This window comes from Paraburkholderia kirstenboschensis (assembly GCF_032806925.1).
Classification (GTDB): Bacteria; Pseudomonadota; Gammaproteobacteria; order Burkholderiales; family Burkholderiaceae; genus Paraburkholderia; species Paraburkholderia kirstenboschensis.
This window is the reverse complement of sequence record NZ_CP136513.1, coordinates 719,808-743,451: the sequence shown is the minus strand read 5'-3', so window position 1 is coordinate 743,451 and position 23,644 is coordinate 719,808. Positions and strand designations below refer to the sequence as shown.

Here is a 23,644-nt window from a genome sequence, read left to right as displayed (position 1 = left end):
CTCACTGGACGGCGCGTTCCGTGCGGCGGGCGGCGTCAGGCAGACGCGCGATGAATTCGGCAGCGGCGCGACGCGCTGCGGCGTCTGCTTCGATTACGTCTTCGAGCGCATGCGCGCTGCCATTCGGCAACCCGTTGAGCACCGAGTCGACCACTTGCGCGATCGCCATGAAACCGATCTGGCGCGACAGGAACGCTTCAACAGCAATTTCATTAGCGGCGTTGAGCGCCGCACTGGCGAGGCCGCCTTCGGCCAGTGCCTTCATCGCCAAAGCCAGACACGGGAACCGCGCATAGTCCGGTTTTTCGAAGGACAGCGACGCGATTTCCGCGAGGTCCAGTGGCGCGACGCCCGAATCGACACGGTCCGGAAATGCGAGCGCATGAGCGATGGGCGTACGCATGTCCGGGTTGCCGAGTTGCGCGAGCACCGAGCCGTCGGCGTACGAAACCAGCGAATGGATCACGCTTTGCGGATGGATCAGCACGTCGATGCGCTCGCCCGGCAAGCCGAACAGCCAATGAGCCTCGATCACTTCGAGGCCTTTGTTCATCATCGTGGCGGAGTCGACCGAAATCTTGCGGCCCATGACCCAGTTCGGGTGCTTGCAGGCTTCTTCCGGCGTGACGCCGGCAAGCGTGGCCGGTTCGCGCGTTCGGAACGGGCCGCCCGACGCGGTCAGAATGATCTTGGACACGCCGCCATGCAGCGCGGCTTCGCGCGGCAAGCACTGGAAAATAGCGTTGTGTTCGCTGTCGACCGGCAGCAGAACCGCGCCGTTGTCGTGGACCGCGTCCATGAAGATGGCGCCCGACATGACCAGCGCTTCCTTGTTGGCAAGCAGAATCCGCTTGCCGGCGCGCGCGGCGGCGAGGCTCGGCGCGAGACCGGCCGCGCCCACGATTGCCGCCACGACCGTGTCGCAGCCACTGGCCTTCGACACGTCGACGAGCGCCTGGGCGCCATACGTCACTTCGGTCTTGCAGCCGGCCTCGCGCAATTTGCCCGCGACGCGTGCGGCCGTGTCGGCGTCGCCGACCACCGCGACTTCCGGGCGAAAACGCAGGCATTGCTCGACGAGCTTGTCGCCGTTGCGGTGTGCGGTGAGCGCATAAACCGAAAAACGCTCCGGATGACGCGCGACGACGTCGAGCGTGCTGTCTCCAATCGAGCCCGTGGAACCGAGCAATGTCAGACGTTTTTGCATATCTCTTTCTCTAGCCGAGCAGCAGCATGGCAAGCGGCAGCACCGGCAACAATGCGTCGATGCGGTCGAGCACGCCACCGTGCCCCGGCAACAGGCCGCTCGAATCTTTCACGCCGGCCTGGCGCTTCATCATGGATTCATAAAGGTCGCCTACGACGCTGAACACCACCAGCAGGGTCAGCGCGAGCAGCGCACGCAGGGCGCCCCAGTGCGCCCACAAGCCGGAATACAGGGTCGGCTCGAACGCATGCAAAACAACCGCCGCCAGAGCGACGATCATGACGACGAGCCAGCCGCCGATCGCGCCCTCCCACGTCTTGCCCGGGCTGATGGCGGGCGCGAGCTTGTGCTTGCCGAACGCCTTCCCCGAGAAGTATGCGCCGATATCGGCGAGCCATACCAATAGGAGCAGCGACAGCACGAACGGCACACCCAGGATGCGCGCGGCGACGAGAGCATGCCAGCACGCGACGAATATCACAATGCCGGCAAGAAACAGAAAGTTACGCCACGCGCCCTGCGCGAGCGTCGGCTTGCGCAGCAGCACGAACGGGCCGGCGATCACCCAGAAAATGGCGGCCGCTTTGTAAAACGGCCGTGCATCGTCGACGCCGATCCCAAGGCGCGTGCTGGCCACTAGCGCCACTGCCGCCACCAGCGCGTAAATGACCGGGCCCGCGCCGCCAAGCTTGAGCAGGCGCGCCCACTCCCACGCAGCGAACACGACGACGAACGCAATCAGCGCGCCGAACGCGCCGACCGGCGCGAACAACGTGACGGGCAGGAACACCGCCAGGAGGACGACCGCCGTGATGACACGGGTTTTTAGCATGGAAGCGAATCGACGTTTTGCGATTGCGGCTCGAGCTGAGCACTGGTGCGGCCGAAACGGCGCTCGCGCTCCGCATATGAAGCGATCGCGTGGCCGAGCGCGTCGGCGTCGAAATCCGGCCAGAAGGTGTCGGTGAAGTAGAACTCGGTGTAGGCGAGCTGCCACAGCAGGAAATTGCTGACGCGCCGCTCGCCGCCCGTGCGGATGAACAGATCGGGCTCCGGCGCATACGCCATGGACAGATGTTCGGCAAACGATTCCTCGTTCACCTCGACCGCCTTGCCCGCCAGCGCCGACTGCTCGGCGAGCTTGCGGGTGGCCTGCATGATGTCCCAGCGACCGCCGTAATTGGCTGCAATGGTGAGCGTGAGCCGCGTATTGCGCGCGGTCTTGGTCTCCGCGCGCTTGATCAGATCGCGGATGCGCGTATCGAAACGTTCGAGATCGCCGACCACCCGCAAACGGATGCCGTTCGCATGCAGCTTGCCGATCTCGCGCTCGAGCGCGGTGACGAACAGGCGCATGAGGAACGACACTTCCTCGTTCGGCCGACGCCAGTTTTCGGAACTGAAGGCAAACAACGTCAGATATTCGACGCCCTGGCGGGCGCACGCCTCGACGGCTGCGCGCACAGCGTCGACGCCGCGCGTATGACCGGCCACGCGCGGCAAGCGGCGTTGGGTGGCCCAACGGCCGTTGCCGTCCATGATGATCGCGATGTGTCGCGGCACCGCGGCGACATCAGGCACGCGCACGGTTGAACTGGTGTAGGTCATGGCCGTCGGGACAATAACTGCAAATGAAGAAGTGAAAACCCTGAATTGGTGAGTGCTCCCGGACCTGGCGCTGTACGGTTCGCACTTCGCGCCAGCCCCTGAAGGGGCAGAAAAAGCTGCACCGGCTCCGCGTTTCCGACAGAGCCGAGCCGCCTTACACCGTCATGATCTCTGCTTCTTTGGTCACGACGAGCTTGTCGATTTCAGCGACGAATTTGTCCGTCAGCTTCTGAATATCGTCGCCTGCACGACGCTCGTCATCTTCCGAAATTTCTTTGTCTTTGACGAGCTTCTTCAGTTGCTCGTTCGCGTCGCGGCGCAAATTGCGGACAGCGATCTTGGCCGTTTCGGCTTCGCTCTTGACCACTTTCGTCAGCTCGCGGCGGCGTTCTTCGGTCAGCGCCGGCATCGGCACGCGGATCACATCGCCCTGGGTAGCTGGGTTCAGACCGAGGTCCGACTCGCGGATCGCCTTTTCGACGACCTGGACCATCTTCTTTTCCCACGGTTGCACGCCGATCGTACGTGCGTCGATCAGCGTCAGATTCGCGACCTGCGAAATAGGCACCGGCGAGCCGTAGTAATCGCACTGGATGTGATCGAGCAGGCCCGTGTGCGCACGGCCCGTACGGATTTTCGACAGATCGTTCTTGAACGCGTCGATGGAACGCTGCATCTTTTGCTCAGCGCCCTTCCTGATATCAGCCACAGACATTTTTAAACCTCCGAACCTTCAAAACGGTGCGAGCCGGCCAGCACGCGCGATATGCGGCGGCCCGGGCTCGCGTCAAAGCCCACGTTATGTGAACGAGAGTTTACACGTGGACGAGGGTGCCCTCGTCCTCGCCGAGCACGATACGCTTGAGCGCGCCCGGCTTGACGATCGAAAACACGCGGATCGGTAGCTTCTGGTCGCGGCACAGCGCGAACGCGGTGGCGTCCATGACCTGCAGATTGCGGCCGATTGCCTCGTCGAAGCTGATCGTGGTGTAGCGCGTCGCGCTCGGATCTTTCTTCGGGTCGGCGGAGTAGACGCCGTCAACCTTGGTGGCTTTCAGCACGACTTCGGCGCCGATTTCCGAGCCGCGCAGCGCGGCGGCCGTGTCGGTCGTGAAGAACGGGTTGCCGGTGCCGGCCGCGAAAATCACGACTTTGCCTTCTTCGAGCTGGCGAATCGCGCGCGGGCGGATATACGGCTCGACCACCTGGTCCATACGCAGCGCGGATTGCACACGCGCCTCGATGCCCGCATGGCGCATGGCGTCCTGCAGTGCCAGCGCGTTCATCATGGTGGCCAGCATGCCCATGTAGTCGGCGGTGGCGCGGTCCATACCGGCCGCGCCGCCCGCTACGCCGCGAAAAATATTGCCGCCGCCGATCACCACGGCCAACTGCGTTCCGAGACGGACCACTTCGGCCACGTCCGCCACCATTCGTTCGATGGTCGCGCGATTAATGCCGAAGGCATCATCGCCCATCAGAGCTTCACCGGAGAGTTTGAGCAGAACGCGTTTGTAGGCAGTGGGCATAGGGGTATCCAGATCGCGCAGAACAGGGCAACAACAAGGGACTAATGTAGGGGTGAAATGCTGATTCGGGCAAGCGCCGCCAAATTGATCGACACATGAGGCTCGTCAATGGCGGCTGCACAGCGGGGGTCGACCCGCGCGCAGCAGCCTTGCGGCGCTGCCGACCGCGGCACAGTCTTGCTCTGCCGCGGGTACAACGGTACTAGCTGAAGCTTAGGTGAAGCTTATTGTTGCTTTGCAGCAGCCACTTGAGCGGCGACTTCAGCAGCGAAGTCGTCCTGCTTCTTCTCAATGCCTTCGCCGACCACGAACAGCGCGAACTTCTGGACGCTCGCGTTGCCAGCCTTCAGCATCTGCTCGATCGTCTGCTTGTCGTTCTTAACGAACGTCTGGTTGAGCAGCGACACTTCCTTCAGGTACTTCTGCACGCTGCCGTCGACCATCTTCGCGACGATTTCAGCCGGCTTGCCCGATTCGGCGGCCTTCTGCTCAGCGATGCTGCGTTCCTTGGCAATCAGATCCGCCGGCACGTCGTCCGACGACAGCGAGACCGGCTTCATGGCTGCGATGTGCATAGCCACGTCCTTGCCGACCTGCTCTTCTGCGCCCGTGTACTCGACCAGCACGCCGATGCGCGTGCCGTGCAGATACGCAGCCAGCTTGTTCGACGTCTCGAAACGCACGAAACGACGGATCGACAGGTTTTCACCGATCTTGCCGACGAGCGCGAGACGCACTGCGTCGACGGTCTGGCCGTCGAGCGGCAGAGCCGACAGCGCTGCGACGTCAGCCGGATTTTGCGTTGCGACCAGCTCGGCGACCTTCTTCGAGAAAGCGAGGAAGTCGTCGTTCTTCGAGACGAAGTCGGTTTCGCAGTTCAATTCGACGAGCGAACCCGCATTGCCGCCGATGAACGAGGCGACCACGCCTTCAGCCGTGACGCGCGATGCAGCCTTGCTCGCCTTGTTGCCCAGCTTCACGCGCAGCAGCTCTTCAGCGCGCGCCATGTCGCCGTCGGCTTCCGTCAGCGCCTTCTTGCATTCCATCATCGGCGCGTCGGTCTTTGCGCGCAGTTCTGCAACCATGCTTGCGGTAATTGCCGCCATCATTTGCTCCTTGAGTTCGGTCTGTGTTGCTTCTGTAGCACGCCGCCCGGACTTCGATACCGGCGGCAAGAATTCGTTTCAGCGTTATGCGCATTTTTTGCGGATAACGCGTCGGGCACCGCCCCAACCAGAGACAGCGCCCCGCTGCGACGTCGCGACTTAAAAAAAGGGGGCCTGTAGAAAGCCCCCTTTTTTGCCGGACACGGGGCAGCTTTACGCTTCCGCGTTGACCTCGACGAACTCGTCGCCGTCGTCGCCGCGTGCAGCCTGCACCACTTCGTTGACCGCATTGGCGCGGCCTTCGAGGATCGCATCAGCCACGCCAGCCGCGTACAGAGCGACGGCCTTGCTGGCGTCGTCGTTCCCCGGGATCACGTAGTCGATGCCTTCCGGCGAGTGGTTCGTATCGACCACTGCAATGACCGGCACGCCGAGCTTGTTAGCTTCGGTGACGGCGATCTTGTGGTAGCCGACGTCGACCACGAAAATCGCGTCCGGAATGCCGCCCATGTCCTTCACGCCGCCAATCGACTTTTGCAGCTTGGCCATTTCGCGTTCGAACAGAAGCGCTTCCTTCTTGCTCATGCGTTCCGTTTCACCTGCTTCCAGCGCTGCTTCCATGTCCTTCAGGCGCTTGATCGAAACCTTCAGCGTCTTGAAGTTGGTCAGCATGCCGCCGAGCCAGCGTGCGTTGACGTACGGCATGCCGGCGCGCTGCGCTTCCTGAGCGATCGTGTCGCGCGATTGACGCTTCGTGCCGACGAACAGGATCGTGCCGCGGTTCGCCGCCAGTTGACGCGCGTATTTCAGCGCGTCGTTGTACATCGGCAGCGTCTTTTCGAGGTTGATGATGTGAATCTTGTTGCGATGACCGAAAATGAAGGGGGCCATCTTCGGGTTCCAGAAGCGCGTTTGGTGACCGAAGTGGACACCGGCTTCCAGCATTTGACGCATGGTAACTGCCATGAAAATCTCCGCGAGGGTTGGGTCTTAAGCCGGCTGCCGTATCCGCCGCGCCGCCAGGTCAAGTCTTGCCTGGCTACGCGCCGCGAACACCCTGGGTGCGCCGGCTTGCGAGTCTGCTGCCCGATACTGCTGGTACTGCTTCTTCCCGTGGCCCGGGCAGCAAGCGCCATGGGAAGCGTCAACCTGATCTGCTTGAACGCTGCCTTACTATCGTCAGGCAGTGGCAAGAGGGGGATCGACTTAGCCAAAGATTATAGCATGCGACTATCGGCCGACTCAACCTGCCTGGTGGCTCCCGCTCCCTGCCGCGGGTTGCACCCGGACGCTTCCCGCCACATCGCGCGCCACTTCAAAGCCATGAACGGCGCGGCACCGCTCCTGGCGCAAAAGCCGTCTGACGACCGCCAAAACGCTGCGGTACCGGGAATATGGTGCGATAATCCCGGAATAAATCGCATTTCAGGCCCGACTCATGGCTATCACGCTCAAAAACGAACACGATATCGCGCAAATGCGCGTCGCCTGCAAACTTGCGAGCGAAGTGCTCGATTACATCACGCCGTTCGTCGCCGCCGGCGTCTCGACCGGCGAACTCGACCGCCTATGCCACGAGTACATGCTGAAGGAACAGGGCACGGTCCCCGCGCCGCTGAACTATCAGCCGCCCGGCTATCCGCCCTACCCCAAGGCCACCTGCATTTCTGTCAACGACGTGATCTGCCACGGCATTCCCGGCGACAAGACGCTGAAAAATGGCGACGCGCTGAACATCGACATCACGGTGATCAAGAACGGCTATTTTGGCGATACGAGCCGGATGTTCATCGTGGGCGAGGGTTCGATTCTTGCCAAACGGCTCGTTCAGACCACTTTCGAGTGCATGTGGCTCGGCATCGACCAGGTGCGCCCGGGTGCTCATCTCGGTGACATCGGCTATGCGATCCAGAAGCACGCCGAGGCGCAAGGCTACAGCGTGGTGCGCGAATATTGCGGCCACGGGATCGGCACGGTGTTCCATGAAGACCCGCAGATTCTGCACTATGGCCGTCCCGGCACGGGGCTCGAACTGCAAGCCGGCATGATTTTCACGATCGAGCCGATGATCAACGCCGGCCGCCGCGACATCCGCACCATGCCCGACCAGTGGACGGTCAAGACCAAGGACCGCAGTCTCTCGGCCCAATGGGAGCACACGGTGCTCGTGACGGAAACCGGCTACGACGTCCTGACCGTCTCCGCCGGCACGCCCGCGCGCCCGCCGGTGGTCGCCGCCACGGCCTGACCGATTTCGCCCCCTGACCGCCAGCCGCCCATGAGTAGTGTTCCAGCCGTCGCCCCGTCCCATGCCAGGTCGCTCAAGGCGGACTACAAAGTGGCCAAAGCCCAGTTGCTGGAACGCTTCAAGACCGCCACCAACGTGGAAGCGTTGATGGCGGCGCTTTCGCGCACTACCGACGACTCCCTGCGCGCCGCCTGGAACACCTGCGAACTGCCCGCCGATCTTGCGCTGGTCGCAGTGGGCGGTTATGGCCGCGGCGAACTGGCGCCGCATTCGGACATCGACATCCTCGTGCTGCTCCCCGATGCGCCGCTCGAGCACCTGGAAGCGCGCATCGAGCGCTTCATCAGCCTCGCGTGGGATCTCGGGCTGGAACTCGGCAGCAGCGTGCGCAGCGTTTCGCAGTGTCTCGAAGAAGCCGCCAACGACGTGACCGTGCGCACGTCGCTGCTTGAAGCGCGGCGCATTACGGGCAGCGCGGCGCTGTTCGACGACTTCGCAAAGCGTTATCGCGAGGCGCTCGACCCCAAAGCATTCTTCCAGGCCAAAGTGCTGGAAATGCGCCAGCGCCACGCCAAGTTTCAGGACACGCCTTACGCGCTGGAGCCCAACATCAAGGAAAGCCCGGGCGGGCTACGGGATCTTCAGCTGATTCTGTGGATCACCCAGGCGGCCGGTTTCGGCAGCAGTTGGCGCGAACTCGAAGCGCGCGGCCTGATCACGGAGCGCGAAGCGCAGGAACTGCGGCGCAACGAAGGCTTCCTGAAGTCGCTGCGCGCCAGGTTGCACGTCACCGCCGGGCGTCGTCAGGATATTCTGGTGTTCGACCTGCAAACGCCGGTGGCGGAAAGTTTCGGCTACAAGCCCACCGCCACCAAGCGCGCGAGCGAACAGCTGATGCGCCGTTATTACTGGGCGGCCAAGGCGGTCACGCAGCTTGCCACCATTCTGATCCAGAACATCGAGGCGCAGCTTTTCCCGAGCACGAGCGGTATTACGCGGGTGCTGTCGGACCGCTTCGTCGAAAAGCAGGGCATGCTCGAAATCGCGAGCGACGATCTGTTCCAGCGCGAACCGAACGCGATTCTCGAAGCGTTCCTGCTGTACGAGCAGACGCCGGGCGTCAAGGGTCTGTCGGCGCGCACGCTGCGCGCCATCTACAACGCGCGCGAGGTGATGGACCAGCACTGGCGGCGCGATCCGGAAAACCGGCGCCTTTTCATGGACATCCTGAAGCAGCCGGCCGGCATCACGCACGCGTTGCGGCTGATGAACCAGACGAGCGTGCTGGGGCGCTACCTGCTCAACTTCCGGCGCATCGTTGGACAGATGCAGCACGACCTGTATCACGTCTACACCGTCGACCAGCACATTCTGATGGTGCTGCGCAATCTGCGGCGCTTCGCGGTCGCCGAACACGCGCATGAGTATCCGTTCTGCAGCCAGTTGATCGTGGGCTTCGACCGGCCATGGGTGCTGTACGTCGCGGCGCTGTTTCACGATATCGCCAAGGGTCGCGGCGGCGACCACTCCACGCTCGGCATGGCCGACGCGCGGCGTTTCTGCCGCAATCACGGCATCGAGGGCGAAGATGGCGACCTGGTGGTCTGGCTGGTGCAGCAGCATTTGACCATGAGCCAGGTCGCGCAGAAGCAGGACACGAGCGACCCGGAGGTCATCAAGCGTTTCGCTGAACTGGTCGGCAACGAACGCCGTCTGACCGCGCTGTATCTGCTGACGGTGGCCGACATCCGCGGGACCAGTCCGAAAGTCTGGAACACGTGGAAGGGCAAGCTGCTGGAAGACCTGTACCGCGCGACGCTCGCAGTGCTCGGCGGCGCGCGGCCGGACGCGCATTCGGAACTGGAGTCGCGTCAGGAAGAGGCGCTCGCGCTGCTGCGCCTCGAGACGGTGCCGGAAGGCGCGCAGAAAGCGCTGTGGGACAAGCTCGACGTCGGCTACTTTCTGCGCCACGACGCTGCGGACATCGCATGGCAAACGCGCGTGCTCTACCGTTACGTCGAGACGCCCACGCCGATCGTTCGCGCCCGTCCTTCGCCGATCGGCGAAGCGCTTCAGGTGCTCGTGTATGTGAAGGACCAGCCGGATCTGTTCGCCGGCATTTGCGCGTATTTCGACCGCAACGGCCTGTCGGTGCTCGATGCGCGGGTCAGCACCACGCGTCACGGGTATGCGCTGGATAATTTCCTCGTCGCGCATACCGAAGAAGACGTGCATTATCGCGACATTGCCAATCTCGTCGAGCAGGAACTGACCGCGCGCCTCACCGGCGACGGCACCTGGCTCCCGGGGCCGTCGAAGGGCCGTTTGTCGCGGCTGTCGCGGACCTTCCCTGTTACACCGCGCGTCGATCTTCGGGCCGACGAGCGCGGCCAGTACTACATCCTGTCCGTGTCGGCGAACGACCGGCCAGGCCTTCTTTATTCGATCGCGCGCGTGCTGGCCGAACACCGGGTCGGCGTCGCGTCGGCGCGGATCAACACGCTCGGCGAACGCGTCGAAGACGTGTTTCTGCTGGATGGACACGGTCTGTCGGACAACCGCCTGCAAATTCAGGTCGAGACGGAACTGCTGCGCGCGATTGCAGTGTGAGATTTCATGCGAGTCAAATTAACAGCCAAGCACCCGCGGCCGGTTTCGTCCGAACGCGCCCCTGTCCGTAGCGGCAGCACGTCGGCGCGTAAGCCGACACGGCCGGCAGGACCGAAATCGTCGATGGCTGGCCCGAGCGGCCCGCGGGGCGAAGGCGCGAGCACGTCGTCCGGCGCCAAGCGTCCGGCTGGCGCGGGCGGGCGTGCGCCGCGTGCACCCCGCGAGGAAGGCTCGTTTTCCCGCGAGCGCGAAGCGGGCGGAGCCGGCGGCGCACGGCGCGCGACGTCTGACCGGCCGCCGCGCCGCGAGGGCGCGGGCGCGCCTGCGCGGCGCTTTGAAGGAAGCGGCGAGCGTGGTCCGCGGCGTGAAGGTGGTGAGCGCGCGCCGCGCAGATTTGAAGATGGTGGAGAGCGCGCGCCGCGCCGGTTTGACAATCGCGCGGCTGGCGACGAGCGGGCGCCTCGTGGCGCTGGCAGCGAGCGCGGTGAACGCGCGCCGCGTCGTTTTGAGGATCGGACTGGTGGTGGCGAGCGTGCCGAACGCGCCCCGCGCCGGTTTGAGGATCGGACCGGTGGTGCCGAGCGTGCGCCCCGTGGCGCTGGCGGTGAACGCGCTGAACGCACCCCACGCCGTTTCGAAGATCGCGCGGGCAGCACCGACCGCGCGCCCCGCCGCTTTGAAGACCGTGCGGGTAACAGCGAACGGTCGCCCCGTGGCGCGGGCGGCGAACGCGCTGAACGCGCCCCACGCCGTTTCGAAGATCGCACGGGCGGCACCGACCGCCCGCCTCGCCGCTTCGAAGACCGTGCGGGTAACAGCGAACGGTCGCCCCGTGGCCCGGGCGGCGAACGCGCTGAACGCGCCCCACGCCGTTTCGAAGGTCGCACGGGCGGCACCGACCGCCCGCCTCGCCGCTTTGAAGACCGTGCGGGTAACAGCGAACGGTCGCCCCGTGGCCCGGGCGGCGAACGCGCTGAACGCGCCCCACGCCGTTTCGAGGATCGCTCGGGCAGCACCGACCGCGCGCCCCGCCGCTTCGAAGGAAACGCGGATCGCGGCGCCCCGCGCAGCTTCGACGGCAATCGGACACCGCGCCGGGACGACGGCGAACGCCGTCCGTTCAGCGGCCCGCGAGCGGGAGCAGGCCGTCCCTCGGAAGGCGGCCAGCGCGGCGAGCGTCCGATGCGCGGTGAACGCGAGGCTTCCGACCGCCCCCGCTTCGGCGCAGACCGTGGCGCCTCGCAAGAGCGCCGCGGCGGCGAGCGCGGACCGCGCAGCGACAGCGCGCCTCGACGCGTAGAGGGCGAGCGCGGCGAGCGAAGCTTTGCAAAGCCCGTCAAGAGCGGCTACGGCGACCAGGCCGATCGTCCAGCCCGCGCGCCTCGCGACGAACGAGGCGAACGAGGCGAACGCGCACCGGTTCGCCGCGAATTCGGCGACCGCGCCGCGACGCGCACGGACCGTGCGGAACGGCCGGCGCGCAACTTCGACAAGGCACCGGCCGCCGAACGCCGTTTCACCGGCGACCGCCCCGCGCGAGCCAGCAAGCCGCGCGGCGCCGCTCCGGCCGAACACCGCCCGCACGCAGAAGCTGCCCCGCGCACGCCGCGTCGCGATATCGAGGATGCGCCCGGCACCTTGCGCCTGTCCAAGCTCATGTCCGAATTGGGCCTGTGCTCGCGCCGCGAAGCCGACGAATGGATCGAGAAAGGCTGGGTGCTCGTCGACGGCGAACGGATCGACACGCTAGGCACGAAGGTTCGCCCCGATCAGCGGATCGAGATCGATCCCGCTGCCGAGGCCGTGCAAGCAAGCCAGGTCACGGTGCTGATCCATAAGACTGTCGGCTACGTGTCGGGCCAGGCAGAAGACGGCTATCAGCCGGCCATCACGCTCGTCACGCCGGAGAATCGCTGGGAAGGCGACCACTCGGACATTCGCTTCTCAGTCGCGCATCTGCGTCAGCTCGCGCCGGCCGGGCGTCTGGACATCGATTCGACAGGCTTGCTGGTGTTGACGCAGGACGGCCGCATCGCCAAGCAGCTAATCGGCGGCCATTCCGAGATCGACAAGGAATACCTGGTGCGCGTCGCCTACGGCGAGCACACAGTCGACGTCGAAAATCACTTTCCGCCAGAAAGCCTCGCGCTCTTGTGCCACGGTCTTTCGCTCGACGACGTGCCGCTCAAGCCCGCGCAGGTCAACTGGCAAAACGGCGAGCAGTTGCGCTTCGTGTTGCGCGAAGGAAAAAAGCGCCAGATTCGCCGGATGTGCGAACTGGTCGGCCTTGAAGTGATTGGCCTTAAACGTGTACGTATGGGCCGTGTGATGCTTGGCGCGCTACCGCCCGGGCAGTGGCGCTACCTCGCAGCGGACGAGTCGTTCTGACGCCCGCCAGCAAGCTCAGAGGCTTCACGATCGACCGCTTCGCGCGATCTTGAAGCGCATCGAGCGCCGTAGCGGCCCAACAAAAAACCCACGCAATTGCGTGGGTTTTTTATTACCGCCGCGCGGCATCGACGAACGGCCGCATCAATCGTCGATATTCGGATCCATGTCCGGAAACAGCACTTCTGTATAGCCAAACTTGGCGAAGTCGGTGATCCGCATCGGATACAGCTTGCCGATCAGGTGATCGCATTCGTGCTGTACGACGCGCGCATGAAAACCTTCGGCGACGCGGTCGATCGGCGTGCCGTACTGGTCGAAGCCGTGATACTTGATCATCGAAAAGCGGCTGACCGCGCCGCGCAGGCCCGGAACAGACAGGCAGCCCTCCCAACCCTCTTCCATATCGAGCGAAACCGGCGTGACGGTCGGATTGATCAGCACCGTTTCCGGCACCGGCGGCGCATCCGGATAGCGTTCGTTGCTGCCGAACCCGAAGATCACCACCTGCAGATTGACGCCAATCTGCGGCGCGGCGAGCCCCGCCCCGTTCGCGTGGTGCATGGTCTCGAACATGTCCTTCACGAGCTCATGCAATTGCGGCGTGTCGAAGTGATCGACCGGATCGGCAATGCGCAGCAGGCGCGGATCGCCCATCTTGAGAATTTCGCGGATCATAACTGCCCCTCCAGGAGCTTACGCATACCATCTTCGTCGAGTACGGGAATGCCGAGTTCCTCGGCCTTCGCTAACTTGCTGCCTGCTTCGGCCCCCGCCACCACATAGTCTGTTTTCCTGGACACCGAGCCGGCCACTTTCGCACCGGCCGCTTCGAGCATTTCCTTGGCCTCTTCGCGGGCGAGACTCGGCAAGGTGCCCGTCAACACGACGGTCTTGCCTGCCAGCATGCCCTGCGGCGCCTTCGGCGCGGGCGGCCCTTCGGGCCACGTGACCTTGCCCGGCGCGCGCAGCTGCTCGATCACCGTACGGTTATGCTCTTCGGCGAAAAACTGGTGAATGGATTCGGCGACGACCGGCCCAACGTCGTTCACCTCCAGCAATTCTTCCACCGAAGCTTCCATGATCGGGTCGAGCGAGCCGAAGTGCTTCGCCAGATCTTTCGCCGTGGATTCGCCGACATGGCGGATGCCGAGCGCGTAGATAAAACGGGCAAGCGTAGTGTGCTTGGCCTTCTCGAGCGAGTCGAGCAGGTTCTGCGCGGACTTGTCGGCGAAACGGTCGAGCTCTGCGAGCGTCGAGAAGCCCAGGTTGAACAGATCGGCGGGCGTGCGAACCAGGTTCTGTTCTACCAGTTGGTCGATGATCTTCTCGCCCAGCCCGTCGATGTCCAACGCGCGCCGCTGCGCGAAGTGCCACAGCGCCTGCTTGCGCTGCGCCGGACAGAACAGGCCGCCGGTGCAACGCGCAATCGCCTCATCGGGCAGCCGCTCGATGTTCGAGCCGCACACCGGACAATGCGTGGGCATCACAAATTCGTGCGCGTCATTTGGGCGACGGTCGATGAGCGCGCTCACCACTTCCGGAATGACGTCGCCCGCGCGCCGGACGATCACGGTGTCGCCGATACGGATGTCCTTGCGACGCACCTCGTCTTCGTTATGCAGCGTGGCGTTCGTGACCGTCGCGCCGCCGACGAACACGGGCTCGAGGCGCGCCACCGGCGTGATCGCGCCGGTGCGCCCGACCTGCACGTCGATCGCGACCAGTTTCGTCAACGCTTCCTGCGCCGGGAATTTGTGCGCGAGCGCGAAACGGGGCGCACGCGACACGAAGCCGAGCGCGTCCTGCTCGTCGCGCCGGTTGACCTTGTACACCACGCCGTCGATGTCGTACGGCAGCTTGTCGCGCTTCTCACCGACCGCATGGAAAAACGCGAGCAGACCTTCGGCGCCCTTCACGACCGCGCGCTCCGCATTGACCGGCAAGCCGAGTTCCTTGTACCAGTCGAGCAGTTCGCTATGTGTGGCCGGCATCTCGACGCCTTCGAGCACGCCGATGCCATACGCAAAAAACGACAGCGGCCTTTGCGCGGTGATTTTCGAATCGAGCTGACGCAGGCTGCCCGCCGCGGCATTACGCGGATTGGCAAACTCCTTGTGACCCGCGGCGCGCTGGCGTTCGTTCAGACGCTCGAAGTCACGCTTGAACATCAGCACTTCGCCGCGCACGTCGAGTATGTGCGGCACGCGCTTGCCCTTGAGTTTCAGCGGAATCGAGCGGATCGTGCGGACGTTTTCAGTGACGTTCTCGCCAGTCGTGCCGTCGCCGCGCGTGGCGGCCTGCACGAACACGCCGTCGACATAGCGCAGCGAGATCGCGAGGCCGTCGAACTTCAACTCGGTTGCGTAGTCGACCGGCACCGGCGGCTCCTTCGCATTGTTGCCGAGTGCGTCGCCCACGCGCTTGTCGAACGCGAGAATGTCTTCGTCCGCGAAACCGTTGTTCAGTGACAGCATGGGCTGGTCGTGGACGACCGGCTCGAATCCGCTCGCCGCCTCGCCACCCACGCGCTGAGTGGGCGAATCGGGGACGATCAGATCGGGATGCTCCGCCTCGATGCTCTCCAGTTCCTTGAACAGCCTGTCGTACTCCGCGTCCGGCAAGTCAGGCTGGTCGAGCACGTAGTACGCGTAATTGGCGCGTTCGAGTTCCGCGCGCAGCCACGCGGCCCGCTCGGCCGGAGCGCTGGTTGCTGGATCTGAGGCGGGAGTTCGAGCCATGCTGTGGGGCGCTTCTTCAGTGAAATTGGACACTGGATTATCGCAGGAAGCGTGCCCCTTTACATCGGCCGAATGGCCAGCTTGCAGACCTGAGCGCGAGCATGCGAAAGTCGGCGCCGCGACGCTTCAGAACGACAACGGCCGCGCATCGCGCGGCCGTTGTCGTTCTGAAGGCGTCTGGAAACGCAGCGGTTACTGACTGAACAAACGCCGCGTGGCCGGCGAGCCTGCAGGAATGCCGGCCTGTTCGAGCTTCGCGTAAAGCGTCATCAACTGCTTTTCGATGGCGAGCAATGCGGTCTCGGGCAACGGACGACGGCCGTCGTCCACCACCCGCCCGCCGATGCGCTCCGCCAGCGACTTCGCGTAGTCGCACATCAGACGGAACGGCAAGATGTCTTCGTCGGCCACCGGCACGTCGAGCACCAGCGTGATCATCTGGCCGCCCTTGTACGTGAGGTCGTCGCGCAAGAAGTTCGTGTCGCCGAATTGCAGCATGAACACCGGACTCTGGCGCGCGTCCAGCTTGACGAAGCGCGTGCCGTCGCGCGAGAGCAGCAAGCCGTCTTGCGATGCCACGGCTTGCACGTAATTGGCCGACCAGGGCGCGCCGTCGGAGAGCACGTTGATCGACAACTGCGCGTCGCACTGCGCGGCGAAACCGTCGAGTTCACGCGCCATCGCGACTGTTTCGAGCATGTCGGGAAATTCCGGCGATGCGTCGATTGCGTCGGCGAACTGCTGCACGCCCGTCACGAACTCGGAGAACTCGAGTTCGTTCAGCGCACCGCTGCGATTGGCCAGCTGGGCGGCCGCGCGCAACTCTTCATAACGCGCGCCGTTTTGCAGCAACTCCCACGCGCCGCCCTCCAGCTTGCCTTCGATATGCACCGGCTTGCTGCCGGCGCGGCGCAGCCGCTGCGCAAGCGGAATCACCTTGTCGCCCGCAACCGGTCCGTTCAGACGAATCGGCACGATGCAGTCGATGCGGCGATCGACGATGGCCGGCGGCGCGGACGAAATCGTCGTGGCAGCCGGCAGAATCGGCTCGATCTGTTCGTCGGCTTCGCGTGAGGTGTTGCTCGCGGGTTGTTGACCTGCTGCCGCCACTGCGTCCTTGTCGGCGTCGGCACCTGCTCCGCCCTTAGTGCCGCCTTCAACCTCGGCATCGTCGCCGTCTGACAGATAGCCGTTCGGTGTGGTCGTCTCGGCCTGAATGTCGGCCGGCGTATCAAGCGGCGCGGCGCCTACCGGCACGCCAAAAGTCGGCTCGACGCGGGACGACGCCGTATCGGCAGACGACTCCGCGCCCACTACCGGCTCGCGGCGCGTAGTGGGCCGAGCCGGTTCGATGAACGGGCTCTGCTCCTGATGGTCGTCACGCGCAAAATTCTCCGCGGCGTCCGCGGGCATGGGCCGCGGCATCTTGCGGCGCACCTTTGCACCCTGCCACGCGTTGTACACGACCACGCCCCCGACCACCACGGCACCCGCGCCGATCAAACCGAGTGTCAACTCGTCCATGCATGCTCCATCAGCAATTCTTTATCTGCGCGGCCTCTCGCCCGCCCCACGTATCGCGCGGCCACTGGCCGCAGCGCTGAACTCGGGCGCCCGCGCTTCCTTGATTCAAACGAAAACTTAAACGATATTCTGGGCGAAACCCGCAGCCGTTTCCATGTCGACGGCAACGATGCGCGACACGCCCTGCTCCTGCATGGTCACGCCGATCAGTTGCTGCGCCATTTCCATCGCGATCTTGTTGTGCGAGATGAAAAGGAACTGGGTTTTGTCCGACATCGCGCGTACCAGGTTTGCGAAACGTTCGGTGTTGGCGTCGTCTAGCGGCGCGTCCACTTCGTCGAGCAGACAGAACGGCGCGGGATTCAACTGGAACATCGCGAACACGAGCGCGGTTGCGGTCAGCGCTTTTTCGCCGCCCGACAGCAGGTGGATCGTCGAATTTTTCTTGCCCGGAGGCTGCGCCATCACCTGTACGCCGGCGTCGAGAATCTCGTCGCCGGTCATGATCAGCTTCGCCTGGCCGCCGCCAAAGAGACGCGGGAACAGTTCGCCGAAATGACGGTTCACTTCGTCGAACGTGCCTTGCAATAGCGTGCGCGTTTCCGCGTCGATCTTGCGGATTGCGTCTTCGAGCGTCTCGATCGCACTCGTCAAATCGGCCGATTGTGCGTCGAGGAACGACTTGCGCTCGGTGGCCGCCTTGAGTTCGTCGAGCGCGGCCATGTTGACTGGACCGAGCGCGGTGATCGCGTTGTTGATGCGCGTGACTTCGCCCTGCAGATACGACGGCTTCATGTCCGGCGTGAGCTTCGCCTGCAGCTCCGCCTCGTCGACGCCCGCTGCCGCCAGTTGCTCGATGAACTGCTCACCGTTCAGCCGCGCGGCCTGTTCCTTCAGTTGCAATTCGTTGATGCGGTCGCGCAGCGGTTGCAGCGCGCGCTCGGCGGTGAGGCGCGTTTCGTCGGCGGCGCGCAGCTTGGCAGTCAGGTCGTCCAGTTCGAGACGCGCGGCGTGCAACGCCTCTTCCTTGACCGCCCGAATGTCGAGCGCGTCCTGCAAGCCCGTGTGAGCGGTCTGTTCGTTGATGGTTTCGAGTTCGGCGCGTGCATCTTCGAGCGACGCCGCCACGCGCTCGCTCTGTTCGTGCGCGACCTGAATGCTGCGCTTCAATTCGTCGATGCGGTTCGCCATGTTGCGCGCGGCGAAGCGCGCGTCGGTCGCGGCCCGGTCGAGATCGCGTGCCTCGCCGCGTGCCGCGGTAAGCGCTTCGTCGAGCGCCTCGAAAGCCAGTTGATGGTCTTCGAAACGCGCCTGCAATTCCGCGAGTTCGCCGTCGTAACGCTCGAAATTCGCTTCGGATTCCGCACGCATCGCGCGCTGCTCTTCGATCTGTGCGTTGATCTCTTCGAGCTCTTCGCGAATCTGCGTGCTGCGCTGCGTGTAACGTTCGTGCGCCTGCGTGAGTTTGAGCACGTCGAGTTGCAACGCGTGCACGCGCTGCGTCGCCCGCTCGGCCTGCTGACGCACGTCGGTCAGCGCCTGCGCCGCTTGCGTGTGCGCGGCTTCGGCGCGAATCGCGGCAGCCTTCGCTTCGTCGGCGAGCAGGGCTTGTGCACGCACCTGACGCGCGAGATTTTCGATTTCCTGCTGACGGGCCAGCATGCCGGCCTGTTCCGAATCGGCGGCATACAGTTGCACGCCGACGCGCGTCACCACGTGCCCCGCCTTCACGACGAACGAGCCGCCTTCCGGCAATTGCGAGCGCATGCTGAGCGCCTGCTGCAGATCGTCGGCGACGAACGCAAGGCCGAGCCAGTCGTTCAACACCGCGCGGATGCCCGCGTCGTCGATACGAACGAGCGACAGCAGCGGCCGCAGAGCGGGCGCCGCGGCGACCGGTTGGCCGGCGACAGGCGGTGCGTAGAAGGCGAGCTTGGCCGGCGGCGCGTCGGTAGCGAACGCCTTGACCCAGTCGAGATTCGATACTTCGAGCGCGGCGAGCCGCTCGCGCAGCACGGCTTCGAGCGCGGCTTCCCAACCGGGCTCGACGTGCAGCTTCTTCCAGAGTCGCGGCAGGCCGCCCAGCTCGTGCTTTTCGAGCCACGGCTGAATCTTGCCTTCGGTCTGGACGTTTTCCTGCAACTGCTTGAGCGCGGCAAGGCGTGCGTCGAGCTGATGGATCTGCGCGCTTTCCGCCTGCACGCGCTCCTGGGCGGCACGCCGTTCGGCGTCCAGACGCGGCAGCGTTTCCTGCGCATCGGCAAGGCGCGTCTGCGCGTCGTGCAAAATCTCTTCGTGCTCCGCGAGTTGCATGCGCAACTCTTCGAGCTGTGCTTCGTCGGGTGCGTCGAGGCCGCCTGCTTCCGCCTTCAGCCGCTCGTGACGCTGCTGCAACTGCTGCAACTGCTGATCGGCATTGCGCTGGTGCGCCGCTTCCAGCTTGAGTGCCTGTTCGGTCTGCGCGATGCCGCCGCGCTCCGCGTTCAGTTCGGCTTGGGCATCGCGCCAGCGTGCTTCGAGCGCGGGCAGTGCGTCGTGCTTCGCGGCGGCTTCTTCTTCGGCGAGCGCGGCCTTTTCTTCGGCGACGGCGAGTTGCTCCTCGGCGTCTTCGAGATCGCCCTGCGCTTTTTCAGCCTGTGATTGCCACTGTTCACGCTGCGCGGTCAGCGCAGCGATTTGCGCCTGCACGCGGTTGCGCGATTCGACGATGAACTTGATTTCGGCTTCGAGCCGGCTCACTTCGGCATTCGCTTCGTAGAGTGCGCCCTGCGCGCCCTGCATGGCGTCGCTCGCCGAGTAATGCGCGATGCGCAGCGTTTCGAGTTGCGCTTCGACTTCGCGCAGCTTCGCGGTTTGCGCTTCGAGGTCGATCTGCGCCTGTTCGATGGCGCGCTGCTGACGTTCCTGCTCGCTGCCGGCCTCGTTCTTGCGCAGCAGCCATAACAGGCGTTGCTTCTCTTCGCCGTCGGTTTGCAGTTCCTTGTAGCGCGTGGCGACCACCGCCTGCGCTTCGAGCTTCTCGAGGTTCGTGCCCAGTTCGCGGACGATGTCCTCGACCCGCGTCAGATTCTCACGCGTGTCGTGCAGACGGTTCTCCGTCTCGCGGCGGCGCTCCTTGTATTTGGAGACGCCCGCGGCTTCTTCGAGAAAGACGCGCAGTTCTTCGGGCTTCGCTTCGATCAGGCGCGCGATCATGCCTTGACCGATGATCGCGTAGGCGCGCGGGCCGAGACCCGTGCCGAGGAAGATGTCCTGAATGTCGCGGCGACGCGCCGGCAGATTGTTGATGTAGTAGCTAGACGTGCCGTCGCGCGTGAGCACGCGCTTCACGGCGATCTCGGCATACTGGCCCCACTGCCCGGCGGCGCGCCCGTCGGCGTTGTCGAACACGAGTTCGACGCTGGCGCGGCTGCCCGGCTTGCGCGCAGTCGAGCCGTTGAAGATCACGTCCTGCATCGACTCGCCGCGCAGCTCCGAGGCGCGCGATTCGCCGAGCACCCAGCGCACGGCGTCGATGATGTTGGACTTGCCGCATCCATTGGGTCCGACCACGCCGACTAGCTGGCCCGGAACCTGGAAATGCGTGGGATCGACGAATGACTTGAATCCAGCGAGTTTGATCGAGGTCAGACGCACGGCGATTTCGCTGTTTGAAAGGGAGAAAAAATAGGTGGCTCACGAAGGCCGCATGAGCCGTCCGCCGCTACAGCGATGCGGCCCGCGCTCCTTGCCAGCCCTCGAGACATGGGTGCCGGCTGCACGCGCACCGCGCATGCGCCGGCTAATGAGGGGCAATCATACCATCGCGCGTGGACGGTTCTTGCCGTCCTTATGGTCGTCGCGCTTGTCGATGTCGGCCTCGCGCTCGCTCGCGGCGCCCGGGTCCTCGCTCGGGTCCTGACTGGCGGGATCCGGGGGCATTGTCTTCGTGCGATGCATCCAGCTCGACAGCGCCGAAGCAAGCACGATGCACGCGCCGCCCGCCCATTCGCGCGGGCCGGGCGTCTCGCCGGCGAAGAGCCACGCGGACATGGCCGTGACCACGAGTTCGAACAGCATGATGATCGACGCCCGGTTGGCCGGCACGCGCGACAGGCCGTATTGCACGAGCATGTTGTTCGACGCGAGCAGGAAACCGAGGCCGAGCACCAGCCAGGCGGCGGTACCGAGATGTGCGCCGGTGGGCGGCGCGGGCATCGCTTCGAATAGCGACGCGCAAGCGCCGAAAATCGCCGCGCCGCCGAAGATGGTCGCGGTGCGCATTTCCGGCTTCATCTGCGGCAATACACGGCTTGTCTTGAGGATCAGGACGTTGCTCATCGCGAAGCCCATGCCGCCCGCGAGGCCTGCCCATTCCGCGAGGTTGCCCGGCAGCGGAATGCCGAGCTGCGGCGACCACAGCATCGTCATCGCGCCGGCCAGCGACAGCGCGGCGAGACCCGCGCCGGCCCACGTCAGGCGTTCATGCAGAATGAAGTGCGCGAAGAGCGCGGTCCATGCAGGCGTCAGATAGAAGAGCAAAAGCACGCGCATCACCTGCCCGTGGATCGATCCCCATACGAACCCTAGATTCGTGATGCCCGCGGCGAGCGCGAGAGCCGGCAGCAGCCAGTGCCAGCGCACGGTTTTCAGCGCCCGATGGCGCACCAGCAGCACGAACAGGCAACCGGCGCCGCTCGTGAGCGCGCTCGCGGCCGTGCCGGTCAAGCCAAGCGCTGCGAGCATACGCAGCGGATACCAGATCATTCCCCACACCGACGCGCCCAGCATGATTGCGAGCGTCGGCCAGCCTGTGCGAAGCCAGTTCGTCATGGCGACGGGCTCCTCGAGACAGTGCTGCGGGTGATGCGGGTGATGCGGGTGACGGTGCTGTTCGTGCCACGGACTGCGGCGTTTTCGCACGTTCCTCGTCCGGACGTCTCCTCGATTGCTTCGTACATTGCTGCTCCTGCCTTGTCTCTGCGCGGACTATTACGTTCCGCGTCGTTCCCGCTGCAGCGCATTGCGTGCGCCGCCTGGCGGGCGGTGATGCCTTGGTTGATGCCTTGGTTAACACGTGGTTAATGCCTGGTTGGTGCCTGGTCGACGCCGATTAATGACCGGCTGGTGCCTGATCGGTGGTGCTGGTGCGCTCGGCCGATGCCCGCTTGCCGCCCGCTTGACCGGTGGACCACGCCCGCCAGCGACCTGACGCCAGCCCCCGGCGCGCACGTTATAATCCCCTGCTCGCCGCCGCTGCTATTTTCACGCGGCGCGGCCCAGCGCATGCGCCGTCGTGCATCTTTCCGCGCCCTTTTCGATCAGGCTCGATCCGCCCAGTGAATCCGCTACTCGACTCCCTCCAGCCCTATCCGTTCGAAAAGCTGCGCGCGCTTTTCAAAGACGTCACGCCGGCTACCGGCCTCGCGCATATCAGCTTCGGCATTGGCGAGCCGAAACATCCGACACCCACGTTGATAACCGACGCCGTGATCGCCTCGCTCGGCGGCCTCTCCGCGTATCCGGCCACGGTAGGCTCACTGCCGTTGCGCGAGTCGATCGCGAAGTGGGTTACGCAGCGCTACAGCTTGCCGCCGGTGGATCCCGCCACCCAGGTGCTGCCGGTCTCGGGCTCGCGCGAGGCGCTGTTTGCTCTCGCGCAAACGGTGATCGACCCGAAGCGCAATGCGACAGGCGAGCCTGCGATCGTACTCTGTCCGAACCCGTTCTACCAAATCTACGAAGGCGCGGCGATTCTCGCGGGGGCGGAGCCCTACTTCGTCAATAGCGACCCGGCGCGCAACTTCGCGTGCGATTACTCGGCGGTGCCGGCCGACGTCTGGGCCCGCGCGCAACTGCTTTATGTCTGCTCGCCGGGCAATCCGACCGGCGCGGTGCTGACGCTCGAAGACTGGCGCGAGCTCTTCGCGCTGTCGGACCGCCACGGCTTCGTGATCGCCTCCGACGAGTGCTATTCCGAGATCTATTTCGACGAAGCCAACCCGCCGCTCGGCGGCCTCGAAGCCGCGCACAAGCTCGGCCGCGGTTATGACGGGCTCGTCATGCTGTCGAGCCTGTCGAAGCGCTCGAACGTGCCCGGCATGCGCTCGGGCTTCGTCGCGGGCGACGCCGCGATTCTCAAGGACTTCCTGTTGTACCGGACGTACCACGGCGCGGCGTTGTCGACGGTGTATCAAAGCGCGAGCATCGCCGCCTGGAACGACGAGGCGCACGTGCGCGAGAACCGCGCGAAATACGTGCGGAAGTTTTCCACGGTCACGCCGATGCTTGCCGCGGTGCTCGACGTGCGCCTGCCCGACGCCGCGTTCTATCTGTGGGCCGACGTCTCGCGCACCGGCCTTACCGACACGGAGTTCGCCCAGCGTCTTTACGCCGACTATAATGTGACGGTTCTGCCGGGCTCGTTCCTCGCGCGTACCGCGCACGGCGTGAACCCCGGCCGCAATTTCGTGCGCCTCGCGCTCGTCGCCGACGTCGACGAATGCACGCAGGGCGCGCAACGAATCGTCGATTTTTGCCGCGGGCTCGCGGGCTGAGTTTTTCGCCGGCGGGCTGTCGGCTGGTTGTGGGGTTCGTAGCCAGGCTCGTCGTTCGATTCGTCGCGTGGCCTGCCGCTGATTGTTCCTGTTCCGTTTTCCCGGCGAACGCCTTGCGCACCGCCTCCCTTCTTCAGACTTCAACTC

The 23,644-nt window shown here is 64.6% G+C and carries 16 protein-coding genes; 4 read left to right on the top strand and 12 right to left on the bottom strand.

The genetic code is table 11. The annotated features are described in order from the left end of the window. Position 1: 1 nt before the first annotated feature. The 7 genes from RW095_RS25955 to rpsB all read right to left on the bottom strand — a co-directional run bounded on the left by RW095_RS25955 (position 2) and on the right by rpsB (position 6,416). Positions 2–1,207, bottom strand: coding sequence for a 1-deoxy-D-xylulose-5-phosphate reductoisomerase (locus tag RW095_RS25955; RefSeq protein ID WP_317021705.1), 1,206 nt, complete (start codon positions 1,205–1,207; stop codon positions 2–4). Positions 1,208–1,217: 10 nt separating this feature from the next. Next, the gene (locus RW095_RS25950; protein WP_317021704.1) at positions 1,218–2,039 is read right to left on the bottom strand and encodes a phosphatidate cytidylyltransferase; all 822 of its coding nucleotides are present in this window, start codon (positions 2,037–2,039) and stop codon (positions 1,218–1,220) included. Further along, positions 2,033–2,815 carry a polyprenyl diphosphate synthase gene (gene uppS, locus RW095_RS25945; RefSeq protein WP_128586267.1) on the bottom strand — a complete coding sequence of 261 codons (783 nt, stop codon included), beginning with the start codon at positions 2,813–2,815 and terminating at the stop codon, positions 2,033–2,035. The genes RW095_RS25950 and uppS overlap by 7 nt, the downstream gene beginning before the upstream one ends. A 154-nt stretch (positions 2,816–2,969) precedes the next feature. Continuing rightward, positions 2,970–3,530, bottom strand: a complete 561-nt coding sequence (frr, locus tag RW095_RS25940) for a ribosome recycling factor (protein ID WP_027775328.1) — start codon at positions 3,528–3,530, stop codon at positions 2,970–2,972. A 100-nt stretch (positions 3,531–3,630) separates the two neighbouring features. After that, positions 3,631–4,344 (bottom strand): UMP kinase, encoded by a 714-nt coding sequence (gene pyrH / locus RW095_RS25935; protein WP_006048674.1) that lies wholly within the window; start codon positions 4,342–4,344, stop codon positions 3,631–3,633. A gap of 224 nt (positions 4,345–4,568) precedes the next feature. Continuing rightward, positions 4,569–5,450 carry a translation elongation factor Ts gene (gene tsf / locus RW095_RS25930; protein ID WP_317021703.1) on the bottom strand — a complete coding sequence of 294 codons (882 nt, stop codon included), beginning with the start codon at positions 5,448–5,450 and terminating at the stop codon, positions 4,569–4,571. A 213-nt stretch (positions 5,451–5,663) separates the two neighbouring features. After that, positions 5,664–6,416: a 30S ribosomal protein S2 gene (gene rpsB, locus RW095_RS25925; RefSeq protein ID WP_006048672.1), complete on the bottom strand. Its 753-nt coding sequence runs from the start codon at positions 6,414–6,416 to the stop codon at positions 5,664–5,666. Positions 6,417–6,888: 472 nt separating this feature from the next. Here rpsB and map point away from each other — a divergent pair, with 472 nt between their 5' ends. From map to RW095_RS25910, 3 genes are all read left to right on the top strand, one after another. Beyond that, positions 6,889–7,698 carry a type I methionyl aminopeptidase gene (gene map / locus RW095_RS25920; RefSeq protein ID WP_317021702.1) on the top strand — a complete coding sequence of 270 codons (810 nt, stop codon included), beginning with the start codon at positions 6,889–6,891 and terminating at the stop codon, positions 7,696–7,698. Between the two features lie 30 nt (positions 7,699–7,728). Then, positions 7,729–10,308, top strand: coding sequence for a [protein-PII] uridylyltransferase (locus tag RW095_RS25915; protein ID WP_317021701.1), 2,580 nt, complete (start codon positions 7,729–7,731; stop codon positions 10,306–10,308). 123 nt (positions 10,309–10,431) lie between these two features. After that, positions 10,432–12,696 (top strand): pseudouridine synthase, encoded by a 2,265-nt coding sequence (locus RW095_RS25910; protein ID WP_317021700.1) that lies wholly within the window; start codon positions 10,432–10,434, stop codon positions 12,694–12,696. A 144-nt stretch (positions 12,697–12,840) separates the two neighbouring features. Here RW095_RS25910 and def read toward each other — a convergent pair whose 3' ends face one another. From def to RW095_RS25885, 5 genes are all read right to left on the bottom strand, one after another. Beyond that, positions 12,841–13,374, bottom strand: a complete 534-nt coding sequence (def, locus tag RW095_RS25905) for a peptide deformylase (RefSeq protein WP_128590576.1) — start codon at positions 13,372–13,374, stop codon at positions 12,841–12,843. After that, positions 13,371–15,437: an NAD-dependent DNA ligase LigA gene (gene ligA, locus RW095_RS25900; RefSeq protein ID WP_317021699.1), complete on the bottom strand. Its 2,067-nt coding sequence runs from the start codon at positions 15,435–15,437 to the stop codon at positions 13,371–13,373. Before ligA ends, def begins: the two co-directional genes overlap by 4 nt. A 192-nt stretch (positions 15,438–15,629) precedes the next feature. Further along, positions 15,630–16,961 carry a cell division protein ZipA C-terminal FtsZ-binding domain-containing protein gene (locus tag RW095_RS25895; RefSeq protein WP_317021698.1) on the bottom strand — a complete coding sequence of 444 codons (1,332 nt, stop codon included), beginning with the start codon at positions 16,959–16,961 and terminating at the stop codon, positions 15,630–15,632. A 117-nt stretch (positions 16,962–17,078) separates the two neighbouring features. Beyond that, positions 17,079–20,597, bottom strand: a complete 3,519-nt coding sequence (gene smc, locus RW095_RS25890) for a chromosome segregation protein SMC (RefSeq protein ID WP_317021697.1) — start codon at positions 20,595–20,597, stop codon at positions 17,079–17,081. A 159-nt stretch (positions 20,598–20,756) separates the two neighbouring features. Further along, a complete protein-coding gene (locus tag RW095_RS25885) occupies positions 20,757–21,773 on the bottom strand; it encodes a DMT family transporter (protein WP_317021696.1) in 1,017 nt (338 codons plus the stop codon). Between the two features lie 506 nt (positions 21,774–22,279). Between RW095_RS25885 and dapC the strand changes: the two genes are divergently transcribed. Further along, complete coding sequence (gene dapC, locus RW095_RS25880; protein ID WP_317021695.1) at positions 22,280–23,497, top strand: succinyldiaminopimelate transaminase; 1,218 nt, start codon at positions 22,280–22,282, stop codon at positions 23,495–23,497. Positions 23,498–23,644: the final 147 nt, after the last annotated feature.